Source organism: Streptomyces sp. BBFR102 (assembly GCF_051397025.1).
Lineage (GTDB): Bacteria > Actinomycetota > Actinomycetes > Streptomycetales > Streptomycetaceae > Streptomyces.
This window is the reverse complement of the sequence record NZ_CP195757.1, coordinates 4,664,459-4,679,795: the sequence shown is the minus strand read 5'-3', so window position 1 is coordinate 4,679,795 and position 15,337 is coordinate 4,664,459. Positions and strand designations below refer to the sequence as shown.

Genomic DNA, 15,337 nt, shown 5'->3' with positions numbered 1-15,337 from the left:
CCCCTTCACCCCGGGCGCCTACCCGGGAGGGTGAATCGCCGGACACGTACGGGAAAAACCCCCTCGGGGAGGGCGGGGCGCTGTGGGGCGGTGGGTCAGGGACACACCGCCCCACAGCGGAGGCCGGGCGGGGTCAGGCGAAGACGGCGACGCTCTTGGCGCGCCCCTTCTGCTCCTCGACCAGGGCCAGGCAGCGCCCGGCCGGGTCGAAGACGCCCACGGGCCCCCGGCCCGCGTACTCCTCGGGCATGTCGATGCGCACACCGTTGAGGACGAGCTGCGCGCGCCGCTGGTCGAGATCCCAGCGGGGGAAGGCCGCGGCGGCCGCCTCGCCGACGGGCATCACGGTCAGCTCCTCCTGGAGCTGCTCCAGGGTCTTCGCCGCGTCCAGCCCGTACGGGCCCACCCGGGTACGCCGCAGCGCCGTGAGGTGGCCGCCGACGCCGAGAAAGGCGCCGAGGTCGCGGGCGAGCGCGCGGATGTACGTACCCGAGGAGCAGACGACGGAGACGACCAGGTCGAGGACGGGGGTGCCGTCGGCGGCCTTGTCCTCGCGGACGTCGTAGACGGTGAAGGACGAGACGGTGACCGGCCGGGCCGGGATCTCGAACTCCTCGCCCTCCCGGACCCGCGTGTACGACCGCTTGCCGTCGATCTTGATGGCGCTGACCTTGGACGGCACCTGCATGATGGCGCCGGTCAGCGTGGCGACACCGGCGTCCACGGCCGCCCGGCCGATGCCGGAGGCGTCCGCCGAGGCGGTGATCTCGCCCTCGGCGTCGTCGGTGACGGTGTTCTGGCCGAGGCGGATGGTGCCCAGGTACTCCTTCTCCGTCAACGCGAGGTGGCCGAGGAGTTTGGTGGCGCGTTCCACGCCCAGGACGAGGACCCCGGTCGCCATGGGGTCCAGGGTGCCGGCGTGTCCCACGCGGCGGGTCCGGGCGATGCCGCGCATCTTGGCGACGACGTCATGAGAGGTGAAGCCGGACGGCTTGTCGACGATGACCAGGCCGTCCGGCACCGAGCTGGACTGCTTCATTCTGCGGTGTCGTCCTCGTCCCGCTCGTCCGCCTCGTCCTCACCGGGCTTGCGGTACGGGTCCGCCTCACCGGCGAACTTCGCGCCCGCGGACGCCTGGCGCACCTCGGCGTCCTTGTTCCGCGCCTTGTCGAGCAGGTCGTCGATGGTGCGGGCGTTGTCCGGCAGGGCGTCGGGGACGAAGGCGAGGGTCGGCGTGTACCGCACCCCGGTCTGCCGCCCCACCTCGGAGCGGAGTACGCCCTTGGCGCTCTCCAGAGCGGCCGCGGAGGCGGCACGCTCCTCGTCGTCACCGTAGACCGTGTAGAAGACCGTGGCCTCCCGCAGGTCGCCGGTGACGCGGGCGTCCGTGATCGTGACGAAACCCAGCCGTGGGTCCTTGATACGTCGGTCCAGGGTCTCCGCCACGACGACCTGGATGCGATCGGCCAGTTTGCGGGCCCGCGCGTTGTCGGCCACCGGTCCGTTCCCTTCTTGGTGTGCGACGGGACACCGTACGGTGTCCCGGTTGTTCAGTCATCCTCGCCGTGGAACCGCCGTCGTACGGACAGCAGCTCCACCTCGGGCCGGGCGGCCACCAGCCGCTCGCACCGGTCCAGCACGTCCGTGAGGTGCCCGGGGTCCCCCGACACCATGGCGACCCCGATCTCGCACCTGCGGTACAGATCCTGGTCGCCGACCTCCGCCGCGCTCACCGAGAACTTCCGCTGGAGCTCGGCGACGATCGGCCGGACGGCTGAGCGTTTCTCCTTCAGCGACCGTACGTCGCCCAGGAGCAGGTCGAAGGAGAGCGTCCCCACATACATGTGTGCCCGGATGTCCCGCCGGTACGGGATCGTGGGTGCCCGGCCGCCGGACGTGGTCCGGCGGGCGGCACGGTCAGGGCCCCGCCGCGGCGGGCGGAGCCAGCTGAACCGTACACGCAACGGCCGGGGCCGATCGACGGGATTTCCCCCCGCCGACCGGCCCCGATCACGCAGCCTCGCGTCAGGCGCGCGGCTTCTCGCGCATCTCGTACGTCGCGATGACGTCGTCGATCTTGATGTCGTTGAAGTTTCCGAGGTTGATACCGCCCTCGTAGCCTTCGCGGATCTCGGTGACGTCGTCCTTGAAGCGGCGCAGACCCTCGATGTTGAGGTTCTCCGCCACGACCTTGCCGTCGCGGACCAGGCGCGCCTTGGTGTTGCGCCGGACCTCGCCGGAGCGGACGAGGACACCCGCGATGTTGCCCAGCTTGGACGAGCGGAAGACCTCGCGGATCTCCGCCGTACCGAGCTCGACCTCTTCGTACTCGGGCTTGAGCATGCCCTTGAGGGCCGCCTCGATCTCCTCGATGGCCTGGTAGATCACCGAGTAGTACCGGACGTCGACGCCCTCGCGCTCCGCCATCTGCGCGGCACGGCCGGCCGCGCGGACGTTGAAGCCGATGACGATGGCGTCGGAGCCCATCGCCAGGTCGATGTCCGACTCGGTGACCGCACCCACACCGCGGTGCAGCACCCGGATGTCGACCTCTTCGCCGACGTCGAGCTGGAGCAGCGAGGACTCCAGGGCTTCGACGGAACCGGAGGCGTCACCCTTGATGATGAGGTTGAGCTGCTTGATCTCGCTGTTCTTGAGGACCTCGTCGAGGTTCTCGAAGGAGATCCGGCGGGTGCGCTTGGCGAACGCCGCGTTCCGCTCGCGGGCGGCACGCTTCTCGGCGATCTGACGGGCCGTACGGTCCTCGTCGACCACCAGGAAGTTGTCGCCGGCGCCCGGGACGTTGGTGAGACCCAGCACGAGGACCGGGGTCGAAGGAGTGGCCTCCTCGACGTTCTCGCCCTTGTCGTCGAGCATCGCGCGGACCCGGCCGTACGCGTCACCGGCGACCATCGTGTCGCCGACGCGGAGGGTACCGCGCTGGACGAGCACGGTGGCGACGGCGCCGCGGCCCTTGTCGAGGTGGGCCTCGATGGCGATGCCCTGCGCGTCCTGCTCCGGGTTGGCCCGCAGGTCGAGCGAGGCGTCGGCGGTGAGGACGACGGCCTCCAGCAGGGACTCGATGTTCTCGCCCTGCTTGGCGGAGATGTCGACGAACATCGTGTCGCCGCCGTACTCCTCGGCCACCAGACCGAACTCGGTGAGCTGACCGCGCACCTTGGTCGGGTCGGCACCCTCGACGTCGATCTTGTTGACCGCGACGACGATCGGGACCTCGGCCGCCTTGGCGTGGTTGAGCGCCTCGACGGTCTGCGGCATGACACCGTCGTTGGCCGCCACCACGAGGATCGCGATGTCGGTCGACTTGGCACCACGGGCACGCATGGCGGTGAACGCCTCGTGACCGGGGGTGTCGATGAAGGTGATGCGGCGGTCTTCGCCGTTCACCTGGGTCGCCACCTGGTAGGCACCGATGTGCTGGGTGATGCCGCCGGCCTCGCCGGACGCCACGTTGGTCTTGCGGATGGCGTCGAGCAGGCGGGTCTTGCCGTGGTCGACGTGACCCATGACGGTGACCACCGGCGGACGGGCCACGAGAGCCTCGTCGCCACCCTCGTCCTCGCCGAACTCGATGTCGAAGGACTCGAGCAGCTCACGGTCCTCCTCCTCGGGGCTGACGATCTGAACGGTGTAGTTCATCTCGTCGCCGAGGAGCTGCAGCGTCTCGTCGGAGACCGACTGCGTGGCCGTGACCATCTCGCCGAGGTTCATCATCACCGCGACGAGCGACGCCGGGTTGGCGTTGATCTTCTCGGCGAAGTCGGTGAGGGAGGCACCACGCGACAGGCGAACGGCTTCGCCGTTGCCGCGCGGCAGCATCACGCCGCCGACCGACGGGGCCTGCATGGCCTCGTACTCCTGGCGCCTCTGCCGCTTCGACTTGCGACCGCGACGCGCGGGACCGCCGGGACGGCCGAAGGCGCCCTGCGTGCCACCACGGCCACCGGGACCGCCGGGACGACCGCCGAAGCCGGGACGGCCACCGAAGCCGCCGCCGCCACCGGGACGGCCGGCGAAGCCGCCGCCACCGCCACCGGGACGACCGCCGCCGCCACCGCCACCGGGACGGCCGGCGAAGCCGCCGCCACCCGGACGTCCGGCACCGGCACCGCCCGGACGGCCGCCGCCGCCGGGACCGCGGCCACCGGGACCCGGACGCGGGCCCGCAGCGGGACGCTGCGGCATCATGCCCGGGTTCGGGCGGTTGCCGCCCGCACCGGGACGCGGGGCCTGCGGCCGGGGCATGTTGCCCGGGCTCGGACGGCCCGCGCCGCCCTGGCCGCCCTGCGGACGCGGAGCGCCGGCCGGACCGCCCTGCGGACGGGGAGCACCGGGACCACCCTGGCCGCCGCCGGGGCGCGGGGCGCCACCGGGACGGGGGGCCTGCGGACGGCCCATGCCGGTGGAGCCACCGGAGGTGAAGGGGTTGTTGCCGGGACGCGGTCCGGCGGGACGACCGCCGGGACGCGGGGCCTGGCCGCCGGGACGCGGAGCGCCCTGGCGCTCACCGCCGCGGCCGCCCTGCTCGCCGCGCTGGCCCTGGCCGCCGGAAGCGGGGCGGTTGCCCGGCTTCGGGGCCGGACGCGCGCCGGGCTTCGGGGTGTTGGCGGCCGGAGCCGCCGGGGGTGCCGTGAACTCCGGCGCCGCGGGCGCGGGCTTCGCGGGCGCCGCCGGGCCGGGCTTGGGACCCGCCGGGCGCGGGCCCGGAGCGGGCGCGGGCTTCTCGGCGGCGGGCTTGGGGGCCGGCTTCGGGGCGGCCGGACGGGCCGCCTGAGCCGGGGAGGGGGCCGACGCGGGGGCCGGCTTGGGCGCGGCCTTGCGCGGCGCGCCGGGCTTCGGGGCGGACTTGCCGCCGCCGTTGCCCTGCTGGAATGCGTCGGTCAGTTTGCGTACAACAGGCGCCTCGATGGTCGAGGACGCCGATCGGACGAATTCACCGAGTTCTTGGAGCTTGGCCATGACGGCCTTGCTCTCGACGCCGAACTCCTTGGCGAGTTCGTATACCCGGACCTTAGCCACTTCGCTCCTTTTAGGTCCGGGGTGCGCCGGACCGTCGCTACTTCATGGGCGTACTCATCGCGTACTCATCGAGTGCTCATCGCAATCTCGACCTACTTCCAACTCGCGAGGTACCTGGGCCGCGCGGGAAGGACCGCGCGGCGCTCTTACGGTGTTGCCCGGCCGGCAACGGTCTCGACGGCCCGGCTCACGTCCGTCGTGTCGAGCGGTCCCTGGACGCGGAAGGCCCTGGGGAACGCGCGGCGGCGGACCGCCTGGTCGATGCAGACCGGCACGGGGTGGACGTACGCACCCCGGCCCGGCAGCGTACCGCGCCGATCGGGGACGCAGGCGTCCCCGTCCGCGACGATGCGCAGCAGTTCATTCTTGGCCGCCCGCTCCCGGCATCCCACGCACGTGCGTTCAGGGCGTGAGCGAGCAAGCGTCCGGCCAGACACGTTCAAGTCTACCTCCCCGCGCCGGCCCCACCCCTCCGGGGCAGGGCGCGGCCGACTCTCTTCCTGATCTCCAGCGCGCCCCGGGGCGACCCCGTACGCCCCCTGTGCGCCTGGGGGGCGGGCGACGTGAGCGACATCACATCCGCGCGGCGCCGCGCGCGGGGTCGCCGGGGCGCGTCAGCGACGCTCCCGGCTCCACTCCTGGCGGCGCTCACGGCCCTCGCCGCGCTCGTCCGCGGGGCCCTCGCCGTTCTCGCCGCCGGGCTGCTCGGTGTCGGGACGGATGTCGATGCGCCAGCCGGTCAGGCGGGCGGCGAGACGGGCGTTCTGGCCCTCCTTGCCGATGGCGAGCGACAACTGGTAGTCGGGAACGGTGACGCGGGCGGAGCGAGCCGCGAAGTCCACCACCTCGACCTTGCTCACCCGGGCGGGCGAGAGGGCGTTGGCCACCATGTCGGCGGGGTCGTCGGACCAGTCGACGATGTCGATCTTCTCGCCGTTGAGCTCGGCCATGACGTTGCGGACCCGGCCGCCCATCGGGCCGATGCAGGCGCCCTTGGCGTTCAGCCCGGAACGGGTCGAGCGGACCGCGATCTTCGTGCGGTGGCCGGCCTCGCGGGCGATGGCCGAGATCTCCACCGACCCGTCGGCGATCTCGGGGACCTCCAGCGCGAAGAGCTTCTTCACCAGCCCCGGGTGGGTACGCGAGAGCGTGACCGAGGGGCCTCGTACGCCCTTCGCCACCCGCACCACGTAGCTGCGCAGCCGGGCGCCGTGCGGGTACTCCTCGCCGGGGACCTGCTCCTGCACCGGCAGGATGGCCTCCAGCTTGCCGATGTCGACCAGCACGTTCTTCGGGTCGCGGCCCTGCTGGACGACACCGGTGACGATGTCGCCCTCGCGGCCCGCGTACTCGCCGAGCGTGGCGTCGTCCTGCGCGTCGCGCAGCCGCTGGAGGATCACCTGCTTGGCGGTGGTGGCGGCGATCCGCCCGAAGTCCGACGGGGTGTCGTCGAACTCGCGGGGCTCGACGCCCTCCTCCAGGTCCTCGCGGTCCTCCTTGGCCCAGACCGTCACGTGCCCGGTCTCCCGGTCCAGGCGCACGCGCGCGTGGCGGCGGCTGCCCTCGGTCCGGTGGTAGGCGATGAGGAGCGCCGACTCGATCGCCTCGACCAGCAGGTCGAAGGAGATCTCCTTCTCCCGCACCAAGCCCCGCAGGGCACTCATGTCGATGTCCACGGCTACGCCTCCTCTTCGTTCTGTGTCCGGTCGGCGGACGCGTTCTTGCGGTTGAACTCGATCTCGACGCGCGCCCGCGCGACGTCCTTCAGCGGCAGGCGCCGCTGCTTGGGCTTACGGCCCTTGACCCCGGGAACCTCCAGGTCCAGCCCGTCCTCGTCGACGGCCTCGATCCGGGCCACCAGTTCCTCCGCGCCCGCGTCGGGCGTCAGGTGGAACTTGACCAGCCGGCCGGTGGCCCGCACGAAGTGGCGGTGCTCGGACAGGGGGCGGTCGGCGCCGGGGGAGGTGACCTCCAGGACGTACTCGCCCTCGCCCATCGCGTCGGTCTCGTCGAGACGCGCGGAGACCGAGCGGCTGAGGTCGGCGCAGGTGTCGAGCTGGACCCCGTCGTCGGAGTCCACCACGACGCGCAGCACGCGCCGCTTGCCCGCGGGGGTGACCGTCACCTCTTCCAGGTCGAGTTCCTGGGAGCTGACGAGCGGCTCGATCAGCTCGCGCAGCCTGTCGCTCAACGTGGTACTCATCCGGGTGACTCCTCGGCCGCGTGTGCTGTTGTGGGTTGGGCGCGTGTCAGGTCAAAGGGTATCCGGTCCGCAGGGGTGTCGCGGCCGGGCAGGGGGCCCGGCGGGCGCGCCGCCGGACGGGCGGCTCCGCCCGAGCGGGGCGGCGGGGGCGCGGGTACCTTGATCATGGCGAGGCCGCGCGGGCGCTCGTACGGTGCCTCCGCGCGCCGCACCGCCGGCCCGCCGTGTGCCGCTGTCCCCCGTTCCCCCGTCGGTCCGCTGCCTCCGAGGACGTCCGCCGTGCCGCTCACTCCCCCCCGCCCCCGGCCCGCGCCGGGACCGCGCCGCAGGACCGTGCTGACCGGCGCGGTCACCGGCACCGTCTCCGCCGCGCTGCTCACCGGCTGCTCCAGCGGCGCCACTTCGGGCGGCGGGGCGGCCGAGCAGGCCCGGAAGGCCGCGGCGCCGCGACTGCTGGCGGCGGCGCGGTCCGGCAGCGAGCGGCTGCTCGCCCGGTACGACGCGGTGATCGCCGCCCACCCGCAGCTCGCGGAGCGCCTGACGCCGCTGCGTGAGCAGGTCGCGATGCACCGGGACGCGTTCACCTCCGGCCCCGCCGAGGAGGTGCCGCCGAACGCCGCACCGCCCGCCCCGGCGCCGCAGGCCACGCCGCACGCCGCGGCGGACCCGGACGCCGCGCTGCGCGGCCTCGCCGACGCGGAGCGCGAACTGGCGGACCGGCACGGCAAGGACCTGCTCGAGGCGCCGGGCGAACTGGCCCGGCTGCTGGCCTCGGCGGCGGCGGCCGGCGCGGCCCACACCTATCTGCTGACGGAGGGGAAGAAATGACGACGCGTACGCCCGGGGGCGCTCCTCGCGCGGTACGGGACGACGGGGCGGAGCAGGGCGCCGAGAGCGCCGAACTGCGCGCGGTGCAGGCGGCGCTGCGCGCCGAGCACGCGGCGGTCTACGGGTACGGCGTGGTGGGCGGCCGGATCGCCGGGGAGCGCCGCGCGGAGGCCCGTACGGCCCATGACACGCACCGGGCCCGCCGCGACGCGTGGCAGCGCATGGCGCGCGACCTGGGAGGCGCCCCGCAGGCCGCCGCAGCTGGGTACGCGCTGCCGTTCCCCGTCGCCGACAGCGCCGCGGCGGTGCGGCTTGCGGCGGAGCTGGAGGAGCGCGCGGCGGCCGTCTACGGCGACCTGGTGCGGGCCACCGAAGGCGCGCGGCGCGCGGCCGCCGCCGAGGCGCTCAGGGAGGCGGCGGTCCGCGCCGTGCGCTGGCGGGGCGGCAGCGTAGCCTTCCCTGGGCTCACGGAGCGCTCGGCCGAACCGGGTGCCCCCGTGGCACCGCAGACCTGACTGCTGGAAGGAGCCGTACCCGCGATGGCGTTCGAACCTCCGGAGCGCCTTGCCCGGGCCCTCGCCGAGAACTCCGACGACGGCGACGCCATGTGGCGGGAGCGACTGCCGGGCCTCGTCGACGAGGCACTGGACGCCTGCGGGGCCGTACCCGAACGCGTCCACGCCCCGGGCGGGCGCAGCAGCGTGGTGGTGCTGGTCCGGCTCGCGGACGGTGCTCCGGCGGTGCTGAAGCTGGCCCCGCCGTCGGCCGCCCCGCAGGGGGAGGCGCTCGCCCTGGGGCGGTGGGACGGATGGGGCGCCTGTCGGCTGCTGGCCCGCCCGGCACCGGGGGCCCTGCTGCTGGAGCGCCTGCGGCCCGATGTCTCCCTGCGGTCGCTGGCGCAGGCCAAGGCGCTCCTGGAGGCAGCCGACACCGTGCGCAAGCTCTGGGTGGAGGTGCCCGTCGGGAGTGGGCTTCCCACGGTGGCGGAGCGCACCGCCACGCAGGCCGCGACGCTGGACGGGGCACCCGAGATGTACCGCCCGCTCGTCGAGGCCGCCCGCGCCGCCCGCGCCGAGTCGCTCGCGGACCCGCCCGAGGAGCTGCTCCTGCACGGCGCGTACGGGCAGGGCAAGGTCCTGGCCGGCGACCGCGCCCCGTGGCTGGCGGTCGGCCCGTCCCCCGTCACCGGCGAACGCGCCTACGACCTGGCCCGCCTGGGCCTGGACCGCGTCGAGGACCTGGTCGGCGCCGACACGGGCAGCTCGACGTCCCGCCGCCGCCTGTCCCGCCTAGCCGACTCCCTCGACGTGGACCGGGACCGCCTGCGCGCCTGGACCCTCTTCCGCGCCGTGTACGGCGGCATGTCGGCGCTACGCCGGGGCCGCCGACCGATGGGCGAGGCGCTGCTGGAGTACGCGGGGTGGCTTTAGCCGGGAGCGGGCGGGGCTACGGGGCTACGGGGCTACGGGGCTACGGGGCTACGGGGCTACGGGGCTACGGGGCTACGGGGCTACGGGGCTACGGGGCTACGGGGCTACGGGGCTACGGGGCTACGGGGCTACGGGGCTACGGGGCTACGGGGCTACGGGGCTACGGGGCTACGGGGGATGGTAGATCGGGGCCTGGTGCCGTTCGTGCCGTTCGCGGGGCCAGTAAGGGGCTACTCCGCCCCGTGGGGTCGTACAGCGGCGTTGTCGGAGCGGCGCCGCGCCAACGGGGGCGTGCGACGCGCCGGGAACGGCCGCGGGGCGACCGCGCCTTCAGGTTGACCGAAGCTGAGGCGGCATGCCCTGCCCGACATCGGGCCGGTGCGGGGCTGCTCGATGAAGGGCGCCTCCGCCCCGCAGACCAGTTCCAGCCGCCTGCGCCCCGCAGGAGGGCTCGGGCCAGCGGGCGGCACACGCAGACCTACAGGGCCGGTAGGGGGCTGCTCCGCCCCCGTGGACCCGTACAAGACGGGGCCGTGCAACCGATCGCGCACGTTCCACGGGGCGGACGACGGGCCAGACCCGGCACTGGGCGGCCACGCCCCGCCACCGGCCGGGCTTGGCTACCGGCGCGGATAGGCGGGGGGGGGACGGACGGGCGGGATGGTAAGGGTCTCCTCCGCCCCGGTGCACCCTACAGACGGCGCGGCGCGGCGCGTGCCTGCGCTGCCGTTCGCCGGCCCTGCGGCGCAGACAGCGGCCCCCGTCGTCCGGCGGCGGTGCACCGGAGACGACGGGGGCCGTGTTGGGCGAGTGGGTCAGGCGGTGAGGCGGGCGATGGCCTCGGCGACGGGGAGTTCCTCGCGCTCGCCGGTGCGGCGGTCCTTCAGTTCCACGATGCCGTCGGCGCTGCGGCGGCCGGCGACGAGGATCTTCGGGACGCCGATGAGTTCGGCGTCGGTGAACTTCACGCCGGGCGAGACTCCGGCGCGGTCGTCGACGAGGACGCGGGCCCCGGCCGCGTTCAGCTTCTCAGCGACCTCCAGGGCCAGCTCGGTCTGGAGCGCCTTGCCCGCGGCGACCACGTGCACGTCGGCAGGGGCGACCTCGGCGGGCCAGCACAGGCCCTGGCCGTCGGCGGTCTGCTCGGCGAGGGCGGCCACGGCGCGCGAGACGCCGATGCCGTAGGAGCCCATCGTGACGCGGACCGGCTTGCCCTGCTGGCCGAGGACGTCCAGCTGGAAAGTGTCGGCGTACTTGCGGCCCAGCTGGAAGATGTGGCCGATCTCGATGGCGCGGTCCAGCTTCAGGCCGGTACCGCAGGCGGGGCAGGGGTCGCCCTCCTCGACGACGGCCACGTCGAGGTAGTCGTCGACCTCGAAGTCGCGGCCGGCGACGACATTGCGGGCGTGCTTGCCGTCCTCGTTGGCGCCGGTGACCCAGGCAGTGCCGGGGGCGACGCGCGGGTCGGCGATGTAGCGCACCTTGTCGAGGCCCTGCGGTCCGACGTAGCCGCGGACCAGGTCGGGGCGGCCCTCGAAGTCCTCGGCGGTGACGAGTTCGACCTCGGCGGGCGCCAGGTGCTCGCCGAGCTTGCCCAGGTCGACCTCGCGGTGGCCCGGCACGCCGACGGCCACGATCTCGCCGTCGACCTTGACCAGCAGGTTCTTCAGCGTCGCGGAGGCGGGCACGCCGAGGTGGGCGGCGAGGGTCTCGATGGTCGGGGTGTCGGGGGTGTCGAGGACCTCGACGGGGCCGTGCCCGGCGCCCTCGACGGGAGCGAGGGCGAAGGTGACGGCCTCGGTGTTGGCGGCGTACGAGCAGTTCGGGCAGTCCGCGAAGGTGTCCTCACCGGCCGGGGCGGGGGCGAGGAACTCCTCGGAGGCGGAGCCGCCCATGGCGCCGGAGACGGCGGAGACGATGCGGTAGTCGAGCCCGAGGCGCGCGAAGATCCGCTGGTACGCGGCGCGGTGCAGCTGGTACGACTCCTCCAGACCCTCGTCGGTGGTGTCGAACGAGTACGAGTCCTTCATCTGGAACTCGCGGCCGCGCAGCACGCCGGAGCGGGGGCGGGCCTCGTCGCGGTACTTGGTCTGGATCTGGTAGAGCATCACCGGCAGGTCCTTGTAGGACGCGCACTGGTCCTTGACGACCTGGGTGAAGATCTCCTCGTGGGTGGGGCCGAGCAGGTAGTCGGCGCCCTTGCGGTCCTTGAGGCGGAACAGCAGGTCGCCGTACTCCTCCCAGCGGTCGGACGCCTCGTAGGGCTCCTTGGGCAGCAGGGCCGGCAGCAGGACCTCCTGGGCGCCGATGGCGTCCATCTCCTCGCGGACGACGCGGGAGATGTTGTCGAGGACCTTCTTGCCGAGCGGCAGCCACGACCAGATACCCGCGGCGGTGCGGCGCACGTAGCCGGCGCGGACCAGCAGCTTGTGGCTGATCGTCTCGGCGTCGGCCGGGTCGTCGCGCAGTGTCTTGACCATCAACCGGGACATGCGCTGGACCTGGGCCATGATGAACTCCTGGAGGGAAAGGGTGACTCGTCCAGGAGGTTAGCCCCGGGCGTGGGGCTGGCGGAAATCGGTTGTCCGCGGCGAGTCAGCTCCGGAGCAGGGGGAGCGGGGCCCCCATGACCGCGTACGGGCGCGGTGCGCTGGGGAAAAGGACCTGGCGGGCGAGGTCGGTGTAGCCCAGTGAGCGGTACAGGTGACGGGCAGGGCTGTCGGTGTCGATGGCGGAGAGGATGGACCGGGGCAGTCCGCAGGTGCCGGTGAGCGCGGTGATGAGGCCCTTGCCCGCGCCCCGGCCCTGGTACGTGGGGTGAACGTGCAGTTCGGTGATGACGAACGAGCCGTCGAGCCAGTCGTCGCTGCCCAGGGCGCGCAGATAGGGCTCGACGACGGTGGACCACCAGTGACCGCGGTTGTTGGGCATGCCGTAGACGAACCCGGCCAGCCGCCCCGTGGGGGTGGTGGCGCCCAGCGCGCGGGCGCCTGGGCAGTCGAGGTGGCGGAGGACGATGTGGCGGCGGACCGCGACCTCCTCGGCGCCGAGGCCGAAGGCGACGGCCTGCACCTCCAGTGCCTCGTCCACCCGGGCCGCGAGGTCGAGGGGGCCGATCGTGAGGTGTTCCGGATTCCGGGTCCGGTCCCCGGGGAGGCGCGCCATGGCGGCGACCCTACCTGTCCCGGGCGCGGCCCGGGCCGCGCGCGGCGGCCTGGGGTCCCGTGCGCGCGGGGCAGCCTGGGCACGCTGGTCAGGAGCTTGCGGGTGTAAGGGGCACGGGGCGCACCCAGGACTTGCGCGGTGTCGCCTGTCCCACGACGCGATCGAGGACCGAGGTGCGTTGGCGCGGGTCGCGACGAGGGACAGGGCGTGGGAGACCATCACGATGGCCCGGCCCTGCTCCTGCTTGAGCCGCGCCGGCAGGTCGACGGAGGCCGATCACCAGGATGGCCGAGCCGGGCGTCGCGTCCCGCGCGGCGACGACGAGCGTCGCCAGGGGCAGCGTGGGGAAGGCGAGCGCGCCCCGCACCTTGCCGGAACGATTCAGAAGAGGACGCTCATGAACTCGCCGACCTCTTCGAAACCGACATGCCGGTACGAGGCGCGGGCCGGCGTGTTGAAGTCGTTGACGTAGAGGCTGGCCACGGGGGCGACATCGGCCAGGGCGTAGCGCAGCACGGCGGCCATGCCGGAGACGGAGAGGCCGCGCCCCCGGTGCTCCGGGGCGACCCAGACGCCCTGGATCTGGCAGACCTGCGGCGTGGTCGCGCCGATCTCCGCCTTGAAGACGACCTTGCCGTTCTCGATGCGGGCGAATGCCCGGCCCGATCCAACCAGCTCGGCGACCCGGGCCTGGTAGAGCAGCCCGCCGTCCCCCGCGAGCGGGGAGACGCCGACCTCCTCGGTGAACATGGCGACGCACGCGGGCATGATCGTCTCCATCTCGTTCTTGCGGACGCGACGGACGTACGGGTCGGGCTCGATGCCCTCGGGCATGCGGTCGGCGACCATGAGCGGCTGGTGGGCGCGGACTTCGCGGGCGGGGCCCCAGCTCGGTTCCAGCAGGCGCCACAGCTGCGCTGTGGGGCCCGCGGGGCCGACGATGGAGGAGCAGCGCCGCCCGGAACGGCGGGCACGGTCGGCGAATCCCCGCACGGCGGCGGGGGTTGCGGAGATGGGCACCAGATTGGCCCCGGCGTAGCAGAGCGAGCGGAGCATGCCGTCCTCGTACCAGCCCCACATCTCGCCGCCCAGGCGCCACGGGTCGAGGCCGGCGATCTGCACGCGGGCACTGACGAAGGCGTTGGCGACGGGTTCGCGGTCGAGTATCGCGAGCGCGGCGTCCAGGTCGCTCGGTTCGAGGACCCTGGTGGTGGTCTGCGTCAGCACGGGAAGGGACCTCATCATGCGGGGGTACTGATTCTTCGCACTGTACCCGGCGGTTCCTCCGCCCGCTCCGCGCCCCGGTCGGGGCCCGTACGGGGCGCGCCGGACGGGGCTCGTGGAGGCCGACGGGCCGCCGTCACGGGGCGGCGCGGGGCGCCCACGTACGGCGGCGTAACCGCAGGTCGCCCGCCCCGTACGGGGCGGGCGACGGAGCGCTTGCGGGGCGGCGGGCGCGGGCCTCCGGGGGCTTCTCAGGCGGCCGTGCCGAGGAGCCCGCCCGGGATCAGCTGACGGACACCGACGGCTCGCCCGAGGCGATGCCGTCCTTCTCCATCTGCTCGGCGATCTTCATCGCCTCGTCGATGAGGGTCTCCACGATCTTCGACTCCGGCACGGTCTTGATGACCTCGCCCTTGACGAAGATCTGACCCTTGCCGTTGCCGGAGGCGACACCGAGGTCCGCCTCGCGCGCCTCACCGGGACCGTTGACGACGCAGCCCATGACGGCGACGCGGAGGGGCACCTCCATACCCTCAAGGCCCGCGGTGACCTCCTCGGCGAGCTTGTAGACGTCGACCTGGGCGCGCCCGCAGGAGGGGCAGGAGACGATCTCCAGGCGGCGGGGCTTGAGATTGAGCGACTCCAGGATCTGGAGGCCGACCTTGACCTCCTCGGCCGGGGGCGCCGAGAGCGAGACCCGGATGGTGTCGCCGATGCCCTCGCTGAGCAGCGCGCCGAAGGCGACCGCCGACTTGATGGTGCCCTGGAACGCCGGGCCGGCCTCGGTGACGCCGAGGTGGAGCGGGTAGTCGCTGGCGGCGGCGAGCTGCCGGTAGGCGTTGACCATGACGACGGGGTCGTTGTGCTTCACCGAGATCTTGATGTCGTGGAAGCCGTGCTCCTCGAAGAGCGACGCCTCCCACAGGGCCGACTCGACCAGCGCCTCAGGCGTGGCCTTGCCGTACTTCTGGAGCAGGCGCTTGTCGAGGGAGCCCGCGTTGACACCGATCCGGATGGGCGTGCGGGTCTCGTTGGCCGCCTTGGCGATCTCGCGGACCTTGTCGTCGAACTGCTTGATGTTGCCCGGGTTGACCCGGACCGCGGCGCAGCCGGCGTCGATCGCCGCGAAGACGTACTTCGGCTGGAAGTGGATGTCGGCGATCACCGGGATCTGCGACTTCTTCGCGATGACGGCGAGCGCGTCGGCGTCGTCCTGGGTCGGGCAGGCGACCCGGACGATCTGGCATCCGGAGGCGGTCAGCTCGGCGATCTGCTGGAGCGTCGCCCCGATGTCGGAGGTACGGGTGGTCGTCATGGACTGGACCGAGACCGGCGCGTCCCCCCCGACCGCCACCGACCCGACCTGGATCTGCCGACTCTTCCTGCGCTCGGCGAGCAGGGTCGGAACGGACGGCATTCCCAGTGAAATCGCAGTCATCTGCAGTGC

General features: G+C 73.3%; 14 protein-coding genes. 3 read left to right on the top strand and 11 right to left on the bottom strand.

Features of this window, described 5'->3' with window-relative positions; translation table 11 throughout:
• Positions 1-133: 133 nt before the first annotated feature.
• The 7 genes from truB to rimP form a co-directional block, all read right to left on the bottom strand.
• Complete coding sequence (truB, locus tag ACSLIC_RS20860; RefSeq protein ID WP_436739229.1) at positions 134-1,039, bottom strand: tRNA pseudouridine(55) synthase TruB; 906 nt, start codon at positions 1,037-1,039, stop codon at positions 134-136.
• Positions 1,036-1,497: a 30S ribosome-binding factor RbfA gene (rbfA, locus tag ACSLIC_RS20855; protein WP_436739228.1), complete on the bottom strand. Its 462-nt coding sequence runs from the start codon at positions 1,495-1,497 to the stop codon at positions 1,036-1,038. Before rbfA ends, truB begins: the two co-directional genes overlap by 4 nt.
• Before the next feature lie 53 nt (positions 1,498-1,550).
• On the bottom strand, positions 1,551-1,844 hold the full coding sequence (locus ACSLIC_RS20850; protein WP_436739227.1) for a DUF503 domain-containing protein: 294 nt from the start codon (positions 1,842-1,844) through the stop codon (positions 1,551-1,553).
• A 181-nt stretch (positions 1,845-2,025) separates the two neighbouring features.
• Positions 2,026-5,040 carry a translation initiation factor IF-2 gene (infB, locus tag ACSLIC_RS20845; protein ID WP_436739226.1) on the bottom strand — a complete coding sequence of 1,005 codons (3,015 nt, stop codon included), beginning with the start codon at positions 5,038-5,040 and terminating at the stop codon, positions 2,026-2,028.
• 146 nt (positions 5,041-5,186) lie between these two features.
• Complete coding sequence (locus tag ACSLIC_RS20840) at positions 5,187-5,477, bottom strand: YlxR family protein (RefSeq protein ID WP_436740432.1); 291 nt, start codon at positions 5,475-5,477, stop codon at positions 5,187-5,189.
• 177 nt (positions 5,478-5,654) lie between these two features.
• Complete coding sequence (gene nusA / locus ACSLIC_RS20835; RefSeq protein WP_436739225.1) at positions 5,655-6,716, bottom strand: transcription termination factor NusA; 1,062 nt, start codon at positions 6,714-6,716, stop codon at positions 5,655-5,657.
• Positions 6,717-6,718: 2 nt separating this feature from the next.
• Positions 6,719-7,243, bottom strand: a complete 525-nt coding sequence (gene rimP / locus ACSLIC_RS20830; RefSeq protein WP_436739224.1) for a ribosome maturation factor RimP — start codon at positions 7,241-7,243, stop codon at positions 6,719-6,721.
• A 279-nt stretch (positions 7,244-7,522) separates the two neighbouring features.
• Between rimP and ACSLIC_RS20825 the strand changes: the two genes are divergently transcribed.
• The 3 genes from ACSLIC_RS20825 to ACSLIC_RS20815 are packed head-to-tail and all read left to right on the top strand — an operon-like array spanning position 7,523 to position 9,501.
• Positions 7,523-8,071: a hypothetical protein gene (locus tag ACSLIC_RS20825; protein ID WP_436739223.1), complete on the top strand. Its 549-nt coding sequence runs from the start codon at positions 7,523-7,525 to the stop codon at positions 8,069-8,071.
• Positions 8,068-8,586, top strand: a complete 519-nt coding sequence (locus ACSLIC_RS20820) for a ferritin-like domain-containing protein (protein ID WP_436739222.1) — start codon at positions 8,068-8,070, stop codon at positions 8,584-8,586. Before ACSLIC_RS20825 ends, ACSLIC_RS20820 begins: the two co-directional genes overlap by 4 nt.
• A gap of 24 nt (positions 8,587-8,610) precedes the next feature.
• Positions 8,611-9,501 (top strand): aminoglycoside phosphotransferase family protein, encoded by an 891-nt coding sequence (locus tag ACSLIC_RS20815; RefSeq protein WP_436739221.1) that lies wholly within the window; start codon positions 8,611-8,613, stop codon positions 9,499-9,501.
• 815 nt (positions 9,502-10,316) lie between these two features.
• On the opposite strand, the gene ACSLIC_RS20810 is transcribed toward ACSLIC_RS20815, so the two are convergent.
• The 4 genes from ACSLIC_RS20810 to ispG all read right to left on the bottom strand — a co-directional run bounded on the left by ACSLIC_RS20810 (position 10,317) and on the right by ispG (position 15,328).
• The gene (locus tag ACSLIC_RS20810; RefSeq protein ID WP_436739220.1) at positions 10,317-12,011 is read right to left on the bottom strand and encodes a proline--tRNA ligase; all 1,695 of its coding nucleotides are present in this window, start codon (positions 12,009-12,011) and stop codon (positions 10,317-10,319) included.
• Between the two features lie 85 nt (positions 12,012-12,096).
• Positions 12,097-12,666 (bottom strand): GNAT family N-acetyltransferase, encoded by a 570-nt coding sequence (locus tag ACSLIC_RS20805; RefSeq protein WP_436739219.1) that lies wholly within the window; start codon positions 12,664-12,666, stop codon positions 12,097-12,099.
• 381 nt (positions 12,667-13,047) lie between these two features.
• Complete coding sequence (locus ACSLIC_RS20800) at positions 13,048-13,893, bottom strand: GNAT family N-acetyltransferase (RefSeq protein WP_436739218.1); 846 nt, start codon at positions 13,891-13,893, stop codon at positions 13,048-13,050.
• A 280-nt stretch (positions 13,894-14,173) separates the two neighbouring features.
• Entirely contained in the window at positions 14,174-15,328 is a 1,155-nt protein-coding gene (ispG, locus tag ACSLIC_RS20795) for a flavodoxin-dependent (E)-4-hydroxy-3-methylbut-2-enyl-diphosphate synthase (RefSeq protein WP_003951175.1), read from the bottom strand.
• Positions 15,329-15,337: the final 9 nt, after the last annotated feature.

What these genes read in the sequence shown, in the direction of transcription:
- ACSLIC_RS20810 (WP_436739220.1), bottom strand. Translation starts at nt 12,011, where the DNA reads ATGGCCCAGGTCCAGCGCATGTCCCGGTTGATGGTCAAGACACTGCGC.
- ACSLIC_RS20815 (WP_436739221.1), top strand. Translation starts at nt 8,611, where the DNA reads ATGGCGTTCGAACCTCCGGAGCGCCTTGCCCGGGCCCTCGCCGAGAAC.
- ACSLIC_RS20820 (WP_436739222.1), top strand. Translation starts at nt 8,068, where the DNA reads ATGACGACGCGTACGCCCGGGGGCGCTCCTCGCGCGGTACGGGACGAC.
- ACSLIC_RS20805 (WP_436739219.1), bottom strand. Translation starts at nt 12,666, where the DNA reads ATGGCGCGCCTCCCCGGGGACCGGACCCGGAATCCGGAACACCTCACG.
- ACSLIC_RS20850 (WP_436739227.1), bottom strand. Translation starts at nt 1,844, where the DNA reads ATGTATGTGGGGACGCTCTCCTTCGACCTGCTCCTGGGCGACGTACGG.
- truB (WP_436739229.1), bottom strand. Translation starts at nt 1,039, where the DNA reads ATGAAGCAGTCCAGCTCGGTGCCGGACGGCCTGGTCATCGTCGACAAG.
- ispG (WP_003951175.1), bottom strand. Translation starts at nt 15,328, where the DNA reads ATGACTGCGATTTCACTGGGAATGCCGTCCGTTCCGACCCTGCTCGCC.
- rimP (WP_436739224.1), bottom strand. Translation starts at nt 7,243, where the DNA reads ATGAGTACCACGTTGAGCGACAGGCTGCGCGAGCTGATCGAGCCGCTC.